At 58.4% G+C, this 17,874-nt stretch carries 15 protein-coding genes; 8 read left to right on the top strand and 7 right to left on the bottom strand.

The genetic code is table 11. The annotated features are described in order from the left end of the window. Positions 1–87: 87 nt before the first annotated feature. From ALO43_RS00940 to ALO43_RS00930, 3 genes are all read left to right on the top strand, one after another. Positions 88–1,413 carry an MFS transporter gene (locus tag ALO43_RS00940; protein ID WP_024671710.1) on the top strand — a complete coding sequence of 442 codons (1,326 nt, stop codon included), beginning with the start codon at positions 88–90 and terminating at the stop codon, positions 1,411–1,413. Positions 1,414–1,871: 458 nt separating this feature from the next. Then, positions 1,872–2,189, top strand: a complete 318-nt coding sequence (locus ALO43_RS00935) for a hypothetical protein (RefSeq protein ID WP_005889165.1) — start codon at positions 1,872–1,874, stop codon at positions 2,187–2,189. Positions 2,190–2,329: 140 nt separating this feature from the next. Next, positions 2,330–2,953, top strand: coding sequence for a flavin reductase family protein (locus tag ALO43_RS00930; protein WP_005889164.1), 624 nt, complete (start codon positions 2,330–2,332; stop codon positions 2,951–2,953). A 1-nt stretch (position 2,954) separates the two neighbouring features. Here the strand turns inward: ALO43_RS00930 and ALO43_RS00925 are convergent, their stop codons facing one another. Beyond that, a complete protein-coding gene (locus ALO43_RS00925; protein WP_024691504.1) occupies positions 2,955–3,194 on the bottom strand; it encodes a hypothetical protein in 240 nt (79 codons plus the stop codon). Positions 3,195–3,348: 154 nt separating this feature from the next. Between ALO43_RS00925 and ALO43_RS30850 the strand changes: the two genes are divergently transcribed. After that, positions 3,349–3,519 (top strand): hypothetical protein, encoded by a 171-nt coding sequence (locus tag ALO43_RS30850; protein ID WP_005889161.1) that lies wholly within the window; start codon positions 3,349–3,351, stop codon positions 3,517–3,519. A gap of 126 nt (positions 3,520–3,645) precedes the next feature. Continuing rightward, complete coding sequence (locus tag ALO43_RS00920; RefSeq protein ID WP_054996973.1) at positions 3,646–5,142, top strand: MDR family MFS transporter; 1,497 nt, start codon at positions 3,646–3,648, stop codon at positions 5,140–5,142. A 14-nt stretch (positions 5,143–5,156) separates the two neighbouring features. On the opposite strand, the gene ALO43_RS00915 is transcribed toward ALO43_RS00920, so the two are convergent. Together ALO43_RS00915 and pmeR are read right to left on the bottom strand one after the other, a co-directional pair. Continuing rightward, positions 5,157–6,227, bottom strand: a complete 1,071-nt coding sequence (locus tag ALO43_RS00915; protein WP_162010125.1) for a DUF3396 domain-containing protein — start codon at positions 6,225–6,227, stop codon at positions 5,157–5,159. 524 nt (positions 6,228–6,751) lie between these two features. After that, a complete protein-coding gene (pmeR, locus tag ALO43_RS00910) occupies positions 6,752–7,399 on the bottom strand; it encodes an auxin-lysine conjugate-binding transcriptional regulator PmeR (RefSeq protein WP_005889157.1) in 648 nt (215 codons plus the stop codon). Between the two features lie 255 nt (positions 7,400–7,654). On the opposite strand from pmeR, the gene ALO43_RS00905 reads away from it, so the two are divergent. From ALO43_RS00905 to ALO43_RS00895, 3 genes are read left to right on the top strand one after another with little or no spacing between them, the layout of a single operon-like run. Further along, the gene (locus ALO43_RS00905) at positions 7,655–8,815 is read left to right on the top strand and encodes an efflux RND transporter periplasmic adaptor subunit (RefSeq protein WP_005889155.1); all 1,161 of its coding nucleotides are present in this window, start codon (positions 7,655–7,657) and stop codon (positions 8,813–8,815) included. A gap of 3 nt (positions 8,816–8,818) precedes the next feature. Continuing rightward, entirely contained in the window at positions 8,819–11,953 is a 3,135-nt protein-coding gene (locus tag ALO43_RS00900; RefSeq protein WP_024691507.1) for an efflux RND transporter permease subunit, read from the top strand. Beyond that, positions 11,950–13,410: an AdeC/AdeK/OprM family multidrug efflux complex outer membrane factor gene (locus ALO43_RS00895; protein ID WP_024671714.1), complete on the top strand. Its 1,461-nt coding sequence runs from the start codon at positions 11,950–11,952 to the stop codon at positions 13,408–13,410. The genes ALO43_RS00900 and ALO43_RS00895 overlap by 4 nt, the downstream gene beginning before the upstream one ends. Positions 13,411–13,485: 75 nt before the next feature. On the opposite strand, the gene ALO43_RS00890 is transcribed toward ALO43_RS00895, so the two are convergent. From ALO43_RS00890 to ALO43_RS00875, 4 genes are all read right to left on the bottom strand, one after another. Then, positions 13,486–14,787, bottom strand: coding sequence for an MFS family transporter (locus ALO43_RS00890; protein WP_005889148.1), 1,302 nt, complete (start codon positions 14,785–14,787; stop codon positions 13,486–13,488). Positions 14,788–14,978: 191 nt separating this feature from the next. Further along, positions 14,979–16,178, bottom strand: coding sequence for a 3-oxoadipyl-CoA thiolase (gene pcaF / locus ALO43_RS00885; RefSeq protein WP_024671715.1), 1,200 nt, complete (start codon positions 16,176–16,178; stop codon positions 14,979–14,981). Further along, the gene (locus ALO43_RS00880) at positions 16,178–16,960 is read right to left on the bottom strand and encodes a CoA-transferase subunit beta (protein ID WP_172678979.1); all 783 of its coding nucleotides are present in this window, start codon (positions 16,958–16,960) and stop codon (positions 16,178–16,180) included. Before ALO43_RS00880 ends, pcaF begins: the two co-directional genes overlap by 1 nt. After that, positions 16,957–17,814 (bottom strand): CoA transferase subunit A, encoded by an 858-nt coding sequence (locus ALO43_RS00875; protein WP_024671716.1) that lies wholly within the window; start codon positions 17,812–17,814, stop codon positions 16,957–16,959. Before ALO43_RS00875 ends, ALO43_RS00880 begins: the two co-directional genes overlap by 4 nt. Between the last annotated feature and the right edge of the window lie 60 nt (positions 17,815–17,874).

Below are 17,874 nucleotides of genomic sequence, written 5' to 3'. Positions count from 1 at the left end.
GCCCTCATGGTGTGGCACAGGTCCTGCTATGGAACTGGTCAGGGCAGCGCATGCCTCTTCTAAAAATAATGAAAGACAAGGAACATCATGGAAACCTCCACACCCGCCTCCCACGGACCGGCTGCCAGCATTGCCGGTCAAAAAACCACCTCCAGCCGCCTCAAATCCATTTTCAGTGGCTCGGTCGGCAACATGGTCGAGTGGTACGACTGGTACGTCTACGCCGCCTTTTCGCTGTACTTCGCCAAAGCCTTCTTTCCCAAAGGCGACACCACCGCCCAGTTGCTCAACACTGCTGCGATCTTCGCCGTTGGCTTTCTGATGCGCCCCATCGGGGGCTGGCTGATGGGCCTTTACGCCGACTACAAAGGCCGCAAGGCCGCGCTGATGGCCTCGGTACTGCTGATGTGCTTTGGCTCACTGATCATCGCCCTGACCCCGGGCTATGAAAGCATCGGCGTCGGCGCGCCGATCATGCTGGTGTTTGCCAGACTGCTTCAAGGCCTGTCGGTCGGCGGCGAATACGGCACATCGGCGACTTATCTCAGCGAGATGGCTACCAAGGAACGTCGCGGCTTCTTCTCCAGCTTTCAGTACGTCACGCTGATTTCCGGTCAGCTTATCGCTCTGGGTGTGTTGATCGTGCTGCAGCAGACACTCACTACTGAACAGCTGTACGCCTGGGGCTGGCGCATTCCGTTCGTCATCGGTGCCTTGTGCGCAATCGTCGCGCTGTTCCTGCGTCGCGGCATGGAAGAGACCGAGTCATTCACCCGCAAGAAAAAGGAAAAGCCCAAGGAAAGCCTGATGCGCACATTGATGCGCCATCCCAAGGAGCTGATGACGGTAGTCGGCCTGACCATGGGCGGTACGCTGGCTTTCTATACCTACACCACCTACATGCAGAAGTACCTGGTCAACACTGTCGGTATGAGCATCACTGATTCGACCTCGATATCGGCAGCGACGCTGTTCCTGTTCATGCTGCTGCAACCCGTCATCGGTGCGCTGTCCGACAAAGTAGGGCGACGTCCGATTTTGATCGCTTTTGGCGTATTGGGCACGCTGTGCACAGTGCCGATTCTGACCACGTTGCACACCATTCAGACCTGGTGGGGCGCATTCTTCCTGATCATGGCGGCGCTGATCATCGTCAGTGGCTATACGTCGATCAACGCCGTGGTCAAAGCAGAGCTCTTCCCGACCGAGATCCGCGCACTGGGTGTGGGCCTGCCTTATGCCCTGACAGTGTCGATATTCGGTGGCACTGCGGAATACATCGCACTGTGGTTCAAGAGCATCGGCATGGAAACCGGCTACTACTGGTACGTGACAGCCTGCATTGCCTGCTCGCTACTGGTATATGTGTTCATGAAAGACACCCGCAAACACTCACGGATCGAGACAGACTGATCGAGCACAACGCGCGCCACACGTAAAAGCCTGTCGGCCAAAGGTGTGAGGAACGAGAGCTGTCGGGTACAGCTCTCGTTCCAGCGCTTCGCGCCGCATATCTACCGGCTTTATCATTTACACCATCGATACAACACGCGCGAAAGAGCGTCGACGCTACACTGGCAGTTGCAACCAAGTGTTTCAATACAGTGCACTTATTCCGTGATATCTGGCGATAACTCGTTGAATAAATGATACTTCCAGTTTGTCAAGAGCCTTTATTACAAGGTTTTTCAGAATATGCATCAGCCGAGTGCATTTTTGCTCGCGAGGCCCGAAACAAGAGCGTTACAGCCCACTATCATTTTCAGCGATGATCGCTAGCATTCCTATTAACTTCTTAATAATCCGCTGACGCGTAGCATTGCCTCCATACCGGGATGACAACTCACCCGACACTTATTGGAGACATCATCATGAAAACGACTAAATTGATCTTCGGCCTGGCTTTCTCTGTTCTGGCTTCCAGTGCATTTGCACTTCCAGTCACCACGGTGAGCAATGATCTGTCGACTTCAACCATTGTTGCTGAGGGCGGCACCAAGCACACCAACGTCGGCTCGATCCGCGTATCGGCTGACGGCGCCGACCACGTAGGTGCAAATCGTCTGGCTGCTGATGGCGCAGATCGCGTAGGTGCAAACCGCCAGGCCGCCGACGGCGCTGACCATGTAGGTGCCAATCGTTTGGCAGCCGACGGTGCAGACCGCGTAGGTGCCAACCGTCTGGGTTGATCCAGCAAGCTACACTTCAGGCCCGGTTCATGCCGGGCTTCTTCATGTCTGGCCCAAGCTGAAACAAACGCTGCTCTGGCATCCTTCGCCAATGCGCAGCACTATGTTCCCACCCCATCTCGAGCTATCAGGAATAAAGCATGTCAGACGCCATTCACTCCTACGAGCCATCCAAAGGTCACGGCCTGCCTCATGACCCGTTCAATGCGATTGTAGGTCCACGCCCGATTGGCTGGATTTCATCTCAGGATGCCAACGGCAAGCTGAATCTGGCGCCCTACAGCTTTTTCAACGCATTCAATTACGTGCCACCGATCATTGGCTTTTGCAGCGTAGGGCGAAAGGACAGTCTCAACAACATCGAGCAGACCGGCGAATTTGTCTGGAACCTGGCGACCCGCTCCCTGGCCGAGGCCATGAATCAGAGCTGCGCGCCAGTGGCGCCCGATGTCAGCGAGTTCGAGCTGGCTAACCTGACACCGCTGGCGTCGCAGATCGTGGCAGTACCTCGCGTAATGGAAACGCCGGTGTCGTTCGAGTGCAAAGTCACGCAGATCATTCAGTTGCAACGCGCAGACAAGGAACTGGTGCCCAGTTGGTTGATTCTGGGCGAAGTGGTGGCGATACACATCGACAAATCCCTGTTGAAGGATGGCGTCTACGACACCGCCGCCGCAGAGCCAATACTGCGCGGCGGCGGTCCTGCAGACTACTTCCAGCTTGGGCCGGAAGCGCTGTTCAAAATGTTCCGCCCGGGCGCCTGAATCAGGCATCCGCCCACAGCGGTTCCCCCTCGGCATCGATGCCGGTCAGACGCTGCAGTTCCTGAGCAGCGGCCAGGTCGGCATCGTCTGCGGTCTTGAACGTCTGCTCGGGTAACAGGGCCTGGAAACGCGGCGCACCGCCACCGCCCAGCCCCTTGATGGCAATCGCCGCCCGATAACCCTGCTCGGAAGGCATTACTGCCGAAATCACTTCAAACCCGTTGTATTCCTTGCGCGCCATGTGCCTGCCCCCTGCGTGTTCATCAAAAATGTGAATTCTAGCGCGTCCATCATGCCGCTGGCTTTGATGATGACAACCGACGCAATACTCAACCTTGTCCTACACTCTAATCAGTCCTTTCGAACTGCTCTGTAGCCGAGACAAGGAATGCGTCATGAAAGTAAAAACAAGAAAATGCATGGCTGTAATGGGTGCTCTCGCGGTGCTGGCTGTTTACGCAGCAGGTGCCTATCGCAACGAACTGGCGCGCCAGGCGCCTCAGGTCGCCAGCTGCACGTTTGGTCATTGCGTGCCGACCGACGCAACCTTCAGCGTCTTGCGATGACGCTCATCCTGCGCAACGGCGTTGCCATTCAGCAAAGGTAGCTATCGATTAGCAAGCTATCGGATTAGACTGGTCAGACTCTCCCGCCGCCATTGAGGCGGGTCAACACTGCCATCGGGTTTTGCCTTGACCAGTCTTACTCAAACGCCTCCGGCCATTCGCAGCATTTTGTTCGCGTTGATGATGGCAGTACTGCTTAGCGCGCTCGATCAGACCATTGTTGCTGTCTCGATGCCGGCCATTTCCGCCCAGTTCCGGGACATCGACCTACTGGCGTGGGTCATATCCGCCTACATGGTTTCGTTGACCGTGGCCGTCCCTATATATGGCAAGCTGGGCGACCTTTACGGCCGACGCAAATTGATGCTGTTCGGGCTGGGCATGTTTACCCTTGCCTCGTTGTTCTGCGGCCTGGCGCAAAGCATGGAACAGCTGGTCTTGGCGCGCGTCCTTCAAGGCATAGGCGCGGGAGGCATGGTCTCGGTAAGCCAGGCAATCATTGCCGACATCGTTCCACCCCGTGAGCGGGGTCGTTATCAGGGTTATTTCAGCAGCATGTATGCCGTCGCCAGCGTCGCGGGGCCGGTATTGGGTGGCCTGATGACCGAGTACCTGTCCTGGCGTTGGGTTTTCCTGATCAATCTTCCGCTCGGCGCTGCCGCCCTGATAGTCGCCTACCGCACCCTCATCGGCCTGCCGGTTCCGCAACGCAAGCCGATAATCGATTATCTGGGCACAGTGTTCATTATCATCGGGCTAACCGCACTGCTGCTGGGCATAACCGAGATCGGTCAAGGGCATGGTCTGGGTGACAGCCAGGTTCAACTGCTGTTAGGCACAGCCCTGTTGACCCTCGCGATTTTTGTCTGGTACGAACGCCGCGCTGCAGAACCTTTGCTGCCCATGCATCTGTTTGCCAATAAAAGCGCAGTGCTGTGCTGGTGTACTGTCTTTTTTACCAGCTTCCAGGCCATTTCCCTGATTGTTCTGATGCCCCTGCGTTATCAGACAGTCACTGGCGGCGGTGCCGACAGCGCTGCCCTGCACTTGCTTCCGCTGGCCATAGGCATGCCGATGGGGGCATATTTTGCCGGGCGCCGTACCGCGCACACCGGACGCTACAAACCTCTGATCCTTACCGGGGCGCTGCTGATGCCGGTCGCCATTCTGGGCATGGCGTTCATGCCACCCCAATCGCTGGTGATGACAAGCGTGTTCATGGTCCTGACCGGTATCGCGACCGGCATGCAGTTCCCGACTTCGCTGGTCGGCACCCAGAATGCGGTCCAGCCTCGGGACATGGGGGTCGCCACCAGCACTACCAATCTTTTCCGTTCGCTGGGGGGCGCGGTGGGCGTGGCGCTGATGTCGGCATTGCTGCTGGCCATGTTGCAGCACACCGGGGTCGGTCAGCTCGGCGCAGGCGCGCTGGGTGGCGAAGGCGGCTCTGGCAATATTCTGCTCGACAGTTTGAATGCTGCTACCGGGCCAGCACTTGAGAGCCTGCGCGCCGAGCTGGCGTTGACGTTCAGAAATCTGCTGATCACCAGTGCGGCTATTTCGCTACTCGGCCTGGCCGCAGCCGCCGCCATGCCAAATACCTTGTTGCGGGGCCGGGATTGAATCGTCCCTGTGCGTCAGGACGACATGCCGGCCCAAAACCACTGGGTCTTCTTGCTTTTTACATGGGCAAAGGCAGGCATCAGTTCGCCTTCGGTGAAATGTCGCCGTGAGCCGAACTGCGCGCTACTGAACCAGCAGCCCGACCGCGGACATGCCTGCCCGGCATCCACTGGCGGCAAGGGTTTTTCATCGAACCGGGCATACCATTGCGCAGTGGTTTCTTCGGTAAAGCCGATACCGGGTGCCAGGTAGGGATGAAGATTGCCGGTGTCCTGCAGGCGAATCGGTTTGATGACTCGATTGACCGTGACATAAGGCTGCGGTGGCGGCAAACCTCTACCGCCCAATTCGGGCACAGCACCTGCGCGAATAATCAGACCATTGCGATAGCTGTGAAACACGATGTCGCTGTGCGCGCTCATCTCCCCACGCAATCGGTCGCTACCCCCCAACTGCCTGACGAACCCTTCACCCAGCACCGTGTACCAACTGACACCCTTGATCCGGTCGAGCAAACGCAGGCTTTCTATGTGCGGGCCGGGGTCCACCATCAGCCCCGGGTAATCCTGGGCGAGCCGATATTCCCACGGCAGATATTGATGACCATCGCAAGGCAGCACACAGGCCAGCCCGCCAAAACCGTGTTCGGCCTGCACTTCGCTGCTCAGGTACCTGATCCAGGCTTCGTAGTGTTTCAACCCGTCAGGCTCGCTCAGGTACGACACTGGCAGCACCATCTTCAGGCATGAGCGGTCGTTTTCCGCCTGCCCTTGCGACGTGTTCATCACAAACAGGCTGTACATCGCGACCTCAGCCTGGGTAGCACTGGCAATTGACCACGTGAACTGCTCATGCGCAAGGCTCTCTACAACCTGACGGCGGGTTGAAGCAAAGCCGGACCCGCTCAAACGACGCATGCGCTTGAACAATTGCCATTTGAGCCTGGTCTTGAATGTGTCGTAAAAGCGCGAAAAGCAGGCATCGACCCGACGCTTCATCTCTGCAGTATGACCATTGCGAAAATACAGCGTGGTGATCAGCCCCAGGCGGATCACCGGCATTCCCAGCGGGGAATCCACCCCCATACGTTCGGACTGCGGCGCGAGCCTAGCCAGCAACCTCACGACGTCAGCTCCGACGCCTGACATCAGCGACCCTCCCTGCAACGGCAGTATCCAGGCGTGCCCCACTGCGCTGGTTTGCTTCACAGCTCTGGATGACGCCCCGTTGATAGCCGACAGCACGCTGGCCATAGCCATGATCATCTGTATGGGCATCAATGAGGCTGACACTGGTTGTCGGGCAAGCAGGCGCAAGATTCGGCAAAAACATGCAACCGTCCTCTCTTCTGGGCTTTCAGGACGCGCAGAGTGAAGGGAGTTTTCCCACGGAGCAATACTCGAAAATTACTTTGGGAAATCAGCTACATGTATCAGGAAATGTCCTACCTGCTTCCTACAAATTTTTGTAAGTTCGCAGGACAATGGATCGTCATCGGCGGGCACCGTCAGGACAAACGGTTAACATAGTCGGTGAAAGCCGATTTCTATAGAGCATTGACAGAGTCAGGCCCTGTGCGAAAGCTCGGCTCGTCACGAGCGCATATCTTTCAGACCGCCACCGCCTGGCGGCGCAAGGTCGGGCTGTAGCGAAGCATGTCCAGACACACATCCACCAGTTGCTCGGCTTCTGCAGGCAGCGAAAAACTGTCTGGCACCAATAGCCACTGATAAATTATCCCGTTGACGTAGGAAAACAGAGCAACCGCTGCCCGGCCGGTGTCCAGGCCTTGGGGAAGTTGCCCCTGGCGAACGGCATTGTTCAGCCCCAGGGTGATACGGTCATGACACTGGATGGCGTTGTCCTGGCGTTGACGACGAAAATCACACATCTCATCCGTAAACTCGCACTTGTGAAAAAGGATTTCATTGATGCGACGGGTTTTCGGGTCCAGCGCGAGCTCATGAAACAGATGAATCAGCAGGTCTCTCATGCAACCCAGCGGGTCTTCCTCTTCCTCGCTCTGGCTGGCTTGCGACATTTCGTCGAGCGGTTCCTGGAGGCTGTCGAGCATTGCCTGAACCAGATCGGCCTTGTTGTTGAAGTGCCAATAGATAGCCCCACGCGTCACACCGGCAAGCGTCGCAATATCAGCAAGCGTGGTGCGAGCAACGCCTCGCTCATAAAAAGCCTGCTCGGCCGCCTCCAGAATCTGGCTGCGGGTTATCTGAGCTTCTTCTTTGGTGCGACGAACCATGGCAATAAAACCTCAAGAAATTCACCTCAGGCACCTGTCTGGACGAGTACCTGGATACATAACCGGGCGGCATTTGTCTCGCCTTGTCCCGAATCGGCTATCGGCACACTGGAGAGTGGCCAAATGCGCATCGCGGGTGTTTACAAACAACCGCGAATGTAAGTATATTCCTTAGCATGCTACTTATCTAGCCGAAATATTTTTTTACACTTCAACGTACTGTTGAGATAACAGGCTCCTGCCCCGAGGATCTTCATGCAATTCAAGCCAGCTGTTACCGTTCTGGTCACTGCCGTCGCCCTGGCAACACTGCTCAGTGGCTGTAGCAAGAAGGAACAGGCCGCCCCGCCTGCGCAAACCCCTCAGGTCGGCGTCGTTACCATCAAAGCTCAGCCTTACACCCTGACCACCGAACTTCCGGGCAGGACCACTGCATTCCGTGTAGCCGAGGTTCGTCCTCAGGTGAATGGCATCATTCTCAAGCGCCTGTTCACCGAGGGCGGCGACGTCAAGGCAGGTCAGCAGCTGTATCAGATCGATCCGGCTGTCTATGAGGCCAATGCCAACAGTGCCAAGGCCACCTTGCAGTCCGCCAAGTCGATGTCTGATCGCTACAAGCAACTGGTCAGCGAGCAAGCGGTCAGTCGTCAGGAGTACGACACCGCTCTGGCCTCGACCCAGGAAGCTCAGGCCGCCCTGCAGACCGCTCAGATAAACCTGCGCTACACCAAGGTACTCGCGCCGATTTCCGGCCGGATTGGCCGCTCTGCCGTCACCGAAGGTGCTCTGGTGAGCAGCGCCCAGACTGACGCAATGGCGACCATTCAGCAGCTCGATCCCATCTACGTGGACGTGGTGCAGTCATCTTCCGACATGCTCAAGCTGCGCAACGACCTGGACAGCGGCAAATTGCAGAAGTCAGGCGACAACGCCGCCAAGGTCAAGCTGACCCTGGAAGACAACAGCGCCTATGCCCAGGAAGGCAAGCTGGAGTTCTCCGAAGTGTCGGTAGACCAGACCACCGGCTCCGTCACCTTGCGTGCCGTATTCCCGAACCCGGAACACCGCCTGCTGCCAGGCATGTTCGTTCACGCGCAACTGCAGGCCGGCGTCAATTCGAAAGCCATCCTGGCCCCTCAACAAGGTGTCACACGCGACCTCAAAGGCACGCCGACCGCGATGGTGGTCAACCAGGACAACAAGGTTGAATTGCGCACGCTGGTAGCCAACCGCACGGTGGGCAGCGACTGGCTGATCGAAGACGGTCTGAAAGAAGGTGATCGTGTCATCACCGAAGGCCTGCAATACGTCAAACCAGGTGCAGAAGTGAAAGTCGCCGAAGCGACCAACGTTAAAGGAGCAAACCCGGCGCCTGCCCCGGCCACTGATAAAGCCGCAGGCAGCAAAGGGGAGTAACCCATGTCGAAATTTTTTATTGATCGACCCATTTTTGCCTGGGTTATTGCCCTCGTGATCATGCTGGTCGGCGCGCTGTCGATTTCCAGCCTGCCTATCAACCAGTACCCGAGCATTGCACCGCCGGCCATCGGCATTCAGGTGACCTACCCAGGTGCTTCTGCACAGACCGTGCAGGACACCGTGGTGCAGGTCATCGAGCAGCAGCTCAACGGTATCGACAACCTGCGTTATGTGAGTTCGGAGAGTAACTCCGACGGCAGCATGACCATCACCGCGACCTTCAATCAGGGTACCAACCCTGATACGGCGCAGGTGCAGGTGCAGAACAAGCTCAACCTGGCCACCCCGCTGCTGCCGCAAGAAGTGCAGCAACAGGGCATCCGCGTCACCAAGGCGGTCAAGAACTTCCTGATGGTGATCGGTCTGGTGTCGGAAGACGGCAGCATGGGCAAGGAAGACCTGGCCAACTACATCGTGTCGAACATGCAGGACCCGATCTCCCGGACCTCCGGTGTGGGCGACTTCCAGGTGTTCGGTTCGCAGTACGCCATGCGTATCTGGCTGGACCCGGCCAAGCTGAACAACTTTCAGTTGACCCCGGTGGACGTGAAAAACGCGATTACCGCGCAGAACGTCCAGGTGTCCTCGGGTCAGTTGGGCGGCCTGCCAGCGATCAGCGGTCAGCAACTGAACGCCACGATCATCGGCAAGACCCGTCTGCAGACAGCCGAACAGTTCGGCAACATCTTCCTCAAGGTCAATACCGACGGCTCGCAGGTTCGCCTGAAAGACGTCGCCACGGTCGGCCTGGGTGCAGAGAACTACAGCACAGACTCACAGTTCGACGGCAAACCGGCTTCCGGTCTGGCGATCAAACTGGCCACTGGCGCCAACGCGCTGGACACTGCCAAGGCCATCCGCGCGACCGTTTCATCGCTGGAGCCGTTTTTCCCGCCGGGCATGAAAGTCGTCTACCCGTATGACACCACGCCAGTGGTGAGCGAATCGATCAACGGTGTGGTTCACACCCTGATCGAAGCGATCGTGCTGGTGTTCCTGGTGATGTACCTGTTCCTGCAGAACTTCCGCGCCACGATCATCACGACCATGACAGTGCCGGTGGTGTTGCTGGGTACGTTCGGCATCCTTGCGGCCTTCGGCTTCACCATCAACACCCTGACCATGTTCGGTATGGTGCTGGCCATCGGCTTGCTGGTGGACGATGCGATTGTGGTGGTAGAAAACGTCGAGCGGGTCATGGAGGAGGAAAAGCTCTCCCCGCGCGACGCCACGATCAAATCCATGACGCAGATCCAGGGTGCATTGGTAGGTATTGCGCTGGTACTTTCGGCGGTTCTGCTGCCCATGGCGTTCTTCGGCGGCTCTACTGGCGTGATCTACAAACAGTTCTCGATCACCATCGTCTCGGCCATGGCCCTGTCGGTCGTCGTGGCGCTGATTTTCACCCCGGCGCTGTGCGCCACGATGCTCAAACCCATCGACGAGAAGACGCATGGCCAGCCCAAGCGCGGCTTCTTCGGCTGGTTCAACCGCACCTTCGACCGCAGCGTTCTCAGTTACGAGCGCGGCGTCGGCAACATGCTCAAGCACAAGTGGCCAGCCTACCTGGGCTACGTCCTGATCTGCGCCGGCATGGTCTTCATGTTCATGCGCATTCCCGCGGCATTCCTTCCGGAAGAAGACCAGGGCGTTATTTTCGCCCAGATCCAGACCCCGGCAGGCTCCTCGACCGAGCGTACGCAGGAAGTCATCGACAACATGCGTGAATACCTGTTGACCAAGGAGAGTGGCGCAGTCAAGTCGGTGTTCTCGGTAAACGGCTTCAACTTCGCGGGTCGCGGTCAAAGCTCGGCGATTGCATTCGTGATGCTCAAGCCGTGGGAAGAACGCACTTCGGAAAACAGCGTATTCGAACTGGCCAAACGTGCTCAGGGCTACTTCTTCAGCCTGCGCGATGCGATGGTGTTCGCCATCGTGCCGCCTTCTGTTTTGGAACTGGGTAACGCAACTGGCTTCGACGTTTACCTGCAAGACCAGGGCGGCGTTGGTCACGAGAAACTGATGCAGGCACGTAACCAGTTCCTCGGCATGGCCGCACAGAGCAAGATCCTGGCAGGCGTGCGTCCGAACGGGCTGAATGACGAGCCGCAGTATCAGTTGATCATTGACGACGAACGCGCCAGCGCTCAGGGCATCACGCTGTCGGACATCAACAACACGTTGTCCATCGCCTTGGGCGGCAGCTACGTCAACGACTTCATCGACCGTGGCCGCGTCAAGAAGGTATACATCCAGGGCGACGCAGGTGCCCGCATGAAGCCTGAAGACCTGAAAAAATGGTACGTGCGCAACAGCTCGGGGGAAATGGTGCCGTTCTCGGCCTTTGCCAGCGGCAAATGGTCCTACGGCTCGCCAAAACTGTCGCGCTACAACGGCGTAGCGGCAGAGGAAATCCTGGGCACACCGGCACCGGGCTACAGCAGCGGCGATGCAATGGCTGAAGTCGAGGCCCTGGCCAAGAAACTGCCGCAAGGTATCGGCATCTCCTGGACCGGTCTGTCCTACGAGGAGCGCTTGTCCGGTTCCCAGGCCCCTGCCCTTTATGCGCTGTCGTTGCTGGTCGTGTTCCTGTGTCTGGCGGCGCTGTATGAAAGCTGGTCGATCCCGATCGCGGTCATCCTCGTGGTGCCGCTGGGTGTCATCGGTGCGCTGATGGCAACCAGCCTGCGTGGGCTGTCCAATGACGTGTTCTTCCAGGTCGGGCTGCTGGTAACGGTAGGTCTGGCCGCGAAGAACGCCATTCTGATCGTCGAGTTCGCCAAAGAGCTGCACGAACAGGGCAAGAGCCTTACCGATTCAGCGATCGAAGCGTGCCGCATGCGCTTGCGCCCGATCATCATGACGTCGATGGCGTTCATCCTCGGCGTTGTACCGCTGGCGATTTCCTCGGGCGCAGGTTCGGGCAGTCAGCATTCGATCGGTACAGGCGTAATTGGCGGTATGATCACGGCAGTTATTCTGGCGATCTTCTGGGTGCCCCTGTTCTTCGTATCGATTTCAGGGCTGTTCAAGAGCAAGCAGAAACATACTTCACACGACGAGGCTGGCCAATGAGCAAGTCATTGATCTCTCTTGCAGTTACCGCGTTCATTCTCGGCGGCTGCTCTTTGATCCCCGATTACAAGCAGCCGGAAGCCCCGGTCGCCGCACAGTATCCACAAGGCCCGGCGTACTCGCCGGCAGAGGGGGCCAAGATGGCCGCCGCGGAGCAAGGCTGGCGCCACTTCTTCAATGATCCGGCCCTGCAACAGCTGATCCAGACCGCGTTGCTCAACAACCGTGACCTTCGGGTTGCGGCGCTGAATATCGACGCCTACCGCGCCCAGTACCGCATCCAGCGTTCGGACTTGTTCCCGGCTGTATCGGCCACCGGCAGCGGCAGCCGTCAGCGCGTGCCTGCGGACCAGTCGCAGACCGGCCAGGCCGGCATCAACAGCAGCTATTCGGCAACGCTGGGCGTCAGTGCCTACGAGCTGGACCTGTTCGGTCGGGTGCGCAGCCTCAGCGAACAAGCACTGGAAACCTACTTTTCCAGTGAAGAAGCGCGTCGCAGCACCCAGATCAGCCTGGTGGCCAACGTGGCCAATGCCTACATGACCTGGCAGGCCGACAAGGAACTGCTCAAGCTGACGCAAGACACCCTCAAGACCTACGAAGAAAGCTTCCGCCTGACTTCGCGCAGCAATGAAGTCGGTGTTTCTTCGGCGCTGGACCTGAGCCAGTCGCGTACCGCTGTCGAAAGTGCGCGCGCCAAACTGGCCCAGTACCAGCGTCTGGTCGCTCAGGATCAGAACAGTCTGGTGATGCTGCTTGGCACCAACCTGCCCGACAACCTGCCAGCCAGCCATCTGCTGGACTCCGACATGCTGACCGAAATGCCGGCAGGCCTGCCGTCAGATTTGTTGCAGCGCCGTCCAGACATTCTGCAAGCCGAGCACACGCTCAAGGCCGCCAACGCCAACATTGGCGCGGCACGTGCAGCGTTCTTCCCGAGCATCAGCCTGACGGCCAGTGCTGGCACCAGCAGCTCGGAACTGTCCGGTCTGTTCAAAGGAGGCTCTGGAGCATGGCTGTTCCAGCCGAGCATCAACATCCCGATCTTCAACGCCGGCAACCTGCGCGCCAGTCTGGACTACTCGAAAATCCAGAAGGAAATCAGTGTCGCCAACTACGAGAAGGCGATTCAGACCGCCTTCCAGGAAGTCTCCGACGGCCTGGCTTCGCGCAAGACCTACGACGAACAGCTCCAGGCGCAGCGTGACTATGTCGCGGCCAACCAGGACTACTACCGTCTGGCCGAACGCCGCTACCGCATTGGCATCGACAGCAACCTGACTTTCCTCGACGCCCAGCGCTCGTTGTTCAGCGCGCAACAAACGCTGATCACCGATCGTCTGTCGCAGCTGACCAGCGAGGTCAACCTGTACAAGGCCCTCGGCGGCGGTTGGTACGAGAGGACCGGCCAGACCGAAACCATCTCTAAAGAGAAACCTTCGGTGCAGCTGTTCTAATGGCAGTGTTCTGATTGCAGCGCATAAAAAACCCACCTGATCAGGTGGGTTTTTTATGCCGGTAGAACTGTGCGATCAATGATCCTGGTGCAGGTACTTCGGCTCTTTCGGCAGCCGCAGGCTGAACAGAAACGCTATCGCCATCATCGCCGTCACATACCAGTAGAAGCTGTTTTCCATCCCGGCGCTCTTGAGCTTCAATGCCACCCACTCCGCCGAGCCGCCGAACATGGCGTTGGCCACTGCGTACGCCAGGCCCACACCCAACGCACGCACCTGCGGTGGAAACATCTCCGCTTTAACCAGGCCACTGATAGAGGTGTAAAAGCTGACAATCGCCAACGCCAGGGTAATCAGCATGAAGGCAATGAACGGGTTGGTGGTGGTTTTCAGGGTCATCAGGATCGGCACCGTACACAGCGTGCCCAACGCACCAAACAGCAACATCGAATTGCGACGACCGATACGGTCCGCGAGCATGCCGAAGAAGGGCTGCATGCACATGTAAAGAAACAGTGCTCCGGTCATGATGTAGCTGGCAGTCTTGGCTTCCATACCGCCGGTGTTCACCAGATATTTCTGCATGTACGTGGTGAACGTGTAGAAAATCAGCGAGCCACCGGCGGTGTAGCCCAGCACCGTGATAAAAGCAGCAGCGTGGTTCTTGAAGAGCGCGACGATACTGCCCGCCTCCTTGTCCTGGCGGCTTTCGGCGGTAGTGGTCTCATTGAGCGTGCGACGCAGCAGCAAGGCGATCACTGCGGCCGCCGCGCCGATCACGAACGGGATGCGCCAGCCATAGGCCCGCAATTCTTCAGTGCTGAGAAACTGCTGCAGAATCACCACCGTCAGCACCGCCAGCAACTGGCCGCCGATCAGCGTCACGTACTGAAACGACGCATAGAAGCCGCGCTGGCCACGCAGCGCCACTTCACTCATGTAGGTTGCGGTAGTGCCATATTCGCCGCCCACCGACAAACCTTGAAGCAGGCGCGCCATCAGCAATAGTGCCGGCGCCCAGGCACCAATCGAGGCGTAAGTCGGCAGACACGCGATGATCAAGGAGCCTGCGCACATCATGGTGACCGAAATCAGCATCGAGTTCTTGCGGCCATGTTTGTCAGCCACACGGCCAAACAGCCAGCCACCAATCGGCCGCATCAGAAAGCCCGCTGCAAACACACCTGCGGTGTTGAGCAACTGAACGGTCGGATCATCGGATGGAAAGAAAGCAGGTGCAAAGTAGATGGCGCAGAAGGCATAGATATAAAAGTCGAACCACTCGACAAGATTCCCCGAAGACGCCCCGACAATCGCAAAGATTCTTTTGCTTCGCTCCTCGCCTGTGTAATGCGGTGTTTTTGATGTTGTCGTCATTATTTCCCCCTCAGCAAGACTGTCCGTAAGAAACAACCTGTAACACCGTCTATGACCAAGCACAATCACTCAGGCTGCTTCGGCCGTCAACGGACACGTAAACGCGCAACAACCCGGATTATCTACCTGTCTTTTCGTGGAGACAGAAAGATGAACCGGGTTGCTGCACAAAGAGTTTGAGGTGGAAGAGTTTAACGTTCTATAGCCAGCGCCAAGCCCTGCCCTACCCCGACGCACATGGTTGCCAGCCCTCTGCGCCCGCCGGTTTTCTCCAGGTGGTGCAATGCAGTCAGCACCAGTCGGGCGCCACTCATGCCCAACGGATGCCCGAGCGCAATGGCGCCACCATTGGGATTGACCTGTGCCGCATCGTCCGCCAGACCCAGCTCGCGCAACACGGCAAGGCCTTGGCTGGCAAAGGCTTCATTAAGTTCGATGACATCGAAATCAGTGACCGCCAGCCCCAACCGCTCGACCAGCTTACGCACTGCAGGCACCGGGCCAATGCCCATCACCCGGGGCTCGACGGCGGCGCTGGCCATGCCAAGTACGCGGGCCCGAGGGGTGAGGCCATGCTTCTTGACCGCCTCGGCGGACGCCAGAATCAGCGCCGCAGCTCCGTCGTTGACGCCAGAAGCATTACCAGCGGTGACGGTCTGCTCAGGGCCGTTGACCGGTTTGAGCCTGCTCAGGGTTTCCAGGCTGGTATCGCCACGCGGGTGCTCGTCCTTGTCGACTGTGGTCTCGCCCTTTTTGTGCGCGACCCTTACCGGAACGATCTCTTCCTCGAAAAAGCCCGCAGCCTGGGCAACGGCAGTGCGTTGCTGGCTGCGCAGGGCGAAAGCGTCCTGATCGGCTCGAGAAATCTTGAAGTCGGCTGCGACGTTGTCGCCGGTCTCCGGCATGGAATCCACACCGTACAGTGCCTTCATGGCCGGGTTGATGAAACGCCAGCCGATGGTGGTGTCTTCCAGCTTCATGTTGCGCGAGAACGCGGCATCGGCCTTGCCCATCACGAACGGCGCGCGGGACATGGACTCCACACCACCTGCTATAGCCAGCTCCATCTCGCCCGAAGCGATGGCCCGGAACGCAGTACCGATGGCGTCCATTCCGGAAGCGCACAGGCGATTGAGAGTGACACCGGGAACGCTTTTCGGCAGGCCGGCAAGCAACGCCGCCATGCGCGCCACGTTGCGGTTGTCCTCACCGGCCTGATTGGCGCAGCCGAGGAACACTTCATCGACCTCCTCCCAGTTAACTGTGGGGTTGCGTTCCATCAATGCCTTGATCGGTATGGCGGCCAGATCATCAGCCCGCACCGTGGACAGACCGCCACCGAAGCGACCGATCGGTGTACGAATCGCATCACAGATAAACACGTCGCGCATCACGCTTCTCCTGCAACCTGGCCATGGGCTGCGGCGGTACGGGCCTCAAGATCACGCAACGCCGTCAGCTCGACATCAGTGGGCTCTTCGGACACAACCACGTTCTCCGCAAAGCGGATTTCCCAGCCCGTAGCCGCAACGACCTGCTCGCGGCTCACGCCAGGGTGCAGCGTTGTCACGATGAACTCGTTGCTGCCGGCCTCCGGCTCCATGATGCACAGGTCGGTGATAATGCCCACTGGACCTGCACCCGGCAGGCCGAGACGCTTGCGTGAGTCGCCGCCTTCGCCGTGGCCGACCGATGTAATGAAGTCCAGCTTGTCGACGAACGAGCGTGCCGACTGTTTCAGAATGATCAACACCGACTTTGCAGACCCCGCAATTTCGGGCGCGCCACCAGCGCCCGGCAGGCGCACCTTAGGATGGTGGTAGTCGCCAACCACGGTGGTGTTGATGTTGCCAAAACGGTCAACCTGCGCGGCGCCCAGAAAACCCACATCAACCCGGCCGCCCTGCAGCCAATAGCGGAAAATTTCACTGGTGGAAACAACTGTATCGGCGGTTTCCGCCAGTTCGCCGTCACCGATAGACAGGGGCAATACCGTGGGTTTGGCACCAATCGGGCCTGACTCGTAAATCAGCACCACATCGGGCGAAGACGTAAGCCGTGCCAGGTTCGCAGCCTTGGAGGGCAATCCGATGCCGACAAAGCATACCGAGCCGTTGCGCAAACGCCGCGCGGCAGCGACGGTCATCATTTCACTGGTGGAGTACGTCATTATTTGGCCTCCGAAGCGCGAGCCAGCTTGCTCTGGAATTCGCTGAAATCTGCTGTGCCATGGATGTATTCGTCGATCCACGCCGTAAAGCTTTCCCGATCGCGGGCAATCGGGTCCCAGGCTTGATAGAACGGGTTATCACGCTCGTAGTAGCCATGTGCATATGACGGATGAGCACCGCCAGGCACCAGGCAGACCGCACTCAGTGCCCACGTCGGAAGCACGCAGGAATTCATCGGCGCCTTGAGGTCATCGACGATCTCCTCCACCGTCACGATGCAGCGCTTGGCTGCCAGGGCGGCTTCTTTCTGCGCGCCCAGAATGCCCCACAGCAGAACGTTGCCCTTGCGGTCGGCCTTCTGCGCGTGAATCACTGTCACGTCGGGGCGCACAGAAGGCACTGCGGCCAGCACTTCTCCGGTGAACGGGCAGGTAACGGTCTTGATCAGCGGGTTGACCTTGGGCAGATCGGAACCCGCGTAGGCGCGCAGTACGGCAAACGGCAGGCCCGAGGCTCCGGCGACATAAGCATTGGCGAGGTCGGCATGGCTGTGCTCTTCGATTTCCATCGCTCGTGGCCACTGTTTTTCGACTGCGTCGCGCAGGCGATGCAGAGAACCGACGCCAGGGTTGCCACCCCACGAGAAAATCAGCCGTTTCGCACACCCTGCGCCGATCAACTGGTCGTAGATGAGGTCAGGCGTCATGCGGACCAGCGTCAGGTCTTTTTTGCCCTGACGAATGATTTCATGACCAGCGGCTGTAGGGATCAAATGGGTGAAGCCTTCAAGCGCAACGGTGTCGCCATCGTTGACCAGTTGCTTCACCGCATCGCGTAGAGAAAGAATATCTGCCATGAGGTGCTCCGAACCCAACATCACGTTCAATGATCAGCGCGGAAACCTGCGCCGGAATGA

The sequence above is a fragment of the Pseudomonas tremae genome, from assembly GCF_001401155.1.
Lineage (GTDB): Bacteria > Pseudomonadota > Gammaproteobacteria > Pseudomonadales > Pseudomonadaceae > Aquipseudomonas > Aquipseudomonas tremae.
This window is presented reverse-complemented; position numbering and strand designations above follow the sequence as displayed.

Bases quoted from the DNA above. Each gene is read 5' to 3' on its own strand.
- ALO43_RS00900 (WP_024691507.1), top strand. From the start codon at position 8,819: ATGTCGAAATTTTTTATTGATCGACCCATTTTTGCCTGGGTTATTGCC.
- ALO43_RS00890 (WP_005889148.1), bottom strand. From the start codon at position 14,787: ATGACGACAACATCAAAAACACCGCATTACACAGGCGAGGAGCGAAGC.
- ALO43_RS30850 (WP_005889161.1), top strand. From the start codon at position 3,349: ATGAAAGTAAAAACAAGAAAATGCATGGCTGTAATGGGTGCTCTCGCG.
- ALO43_RS00925 (WP_024691504.1), bottom strand. From the start codon at position 3,194: ATGGCGCGCAAGGAATACAACGGGTTTGAAGTGATTTCGGCAGTAATG.
- ALO43_RS00935 (WP_005889165.1), top strand. From the start codon at position 1,872: ATGAAAACGACTAAATTGATCTTCGGCCTGGCTTTCTCTGTTCTGGCT.
- ALO43_RS00895 (WP_024671714.1), top strand. From the start codon at position 11,950: ATGAGCAAGTCATTGATCTCTCTTGCAGTTACCGCGTTCATTCTCGGC.
- ALO43_RS00940 (WP_024671710.1), top strand. From the start codon at position 88: ATGGAAACCTCCACACCCGCCTCCCACGGACCGGCTGCCAGCATTGCC.
- pmeR (WP_005889157.1), bottom strand. From the start codon at position 7,399: ATGGTTCGTCGCACCAAAGAAGAAGCTCAGATAACCCGCAGCCAGATT.
- ALO43_RS00915 (WP_162010125.1), bottom strand. From the start codon at position 6,227: ATGGGGGTGGATTCCCCGCTGGGAATGCCGGTGATCCGCCTGGGGCTG.
- ALO43_RS00930 (WP_005889164.1), top strand. From the start codon at position 2,330: ATGTCAGACGCCATTCACTCCTACGAGCCATCCAAAGGTCACGGCCTG.
- pcaF (WP_024671715.1), bottom strand. From the start codon at position 16,178: ATGCGCGACGTGTTTATCTGTGATGCGATTCGTACACCGATCGGTCGC.
- ALO43_RS00875 (WP_024671716.1), bottom strand. From the start codon at position 17,814: ATGGCAGATATTCTTTCTCTACGCGATGCGGTGAAGCAACTGGTCAAC.
- ALO43_RS00905 (WP_005889155.1), top strand. From the start codon at position 7,655: ATGCAATTCAAGCCAGCTGTTACCGTTCTGGTCACTGCCGTCGCCCTG.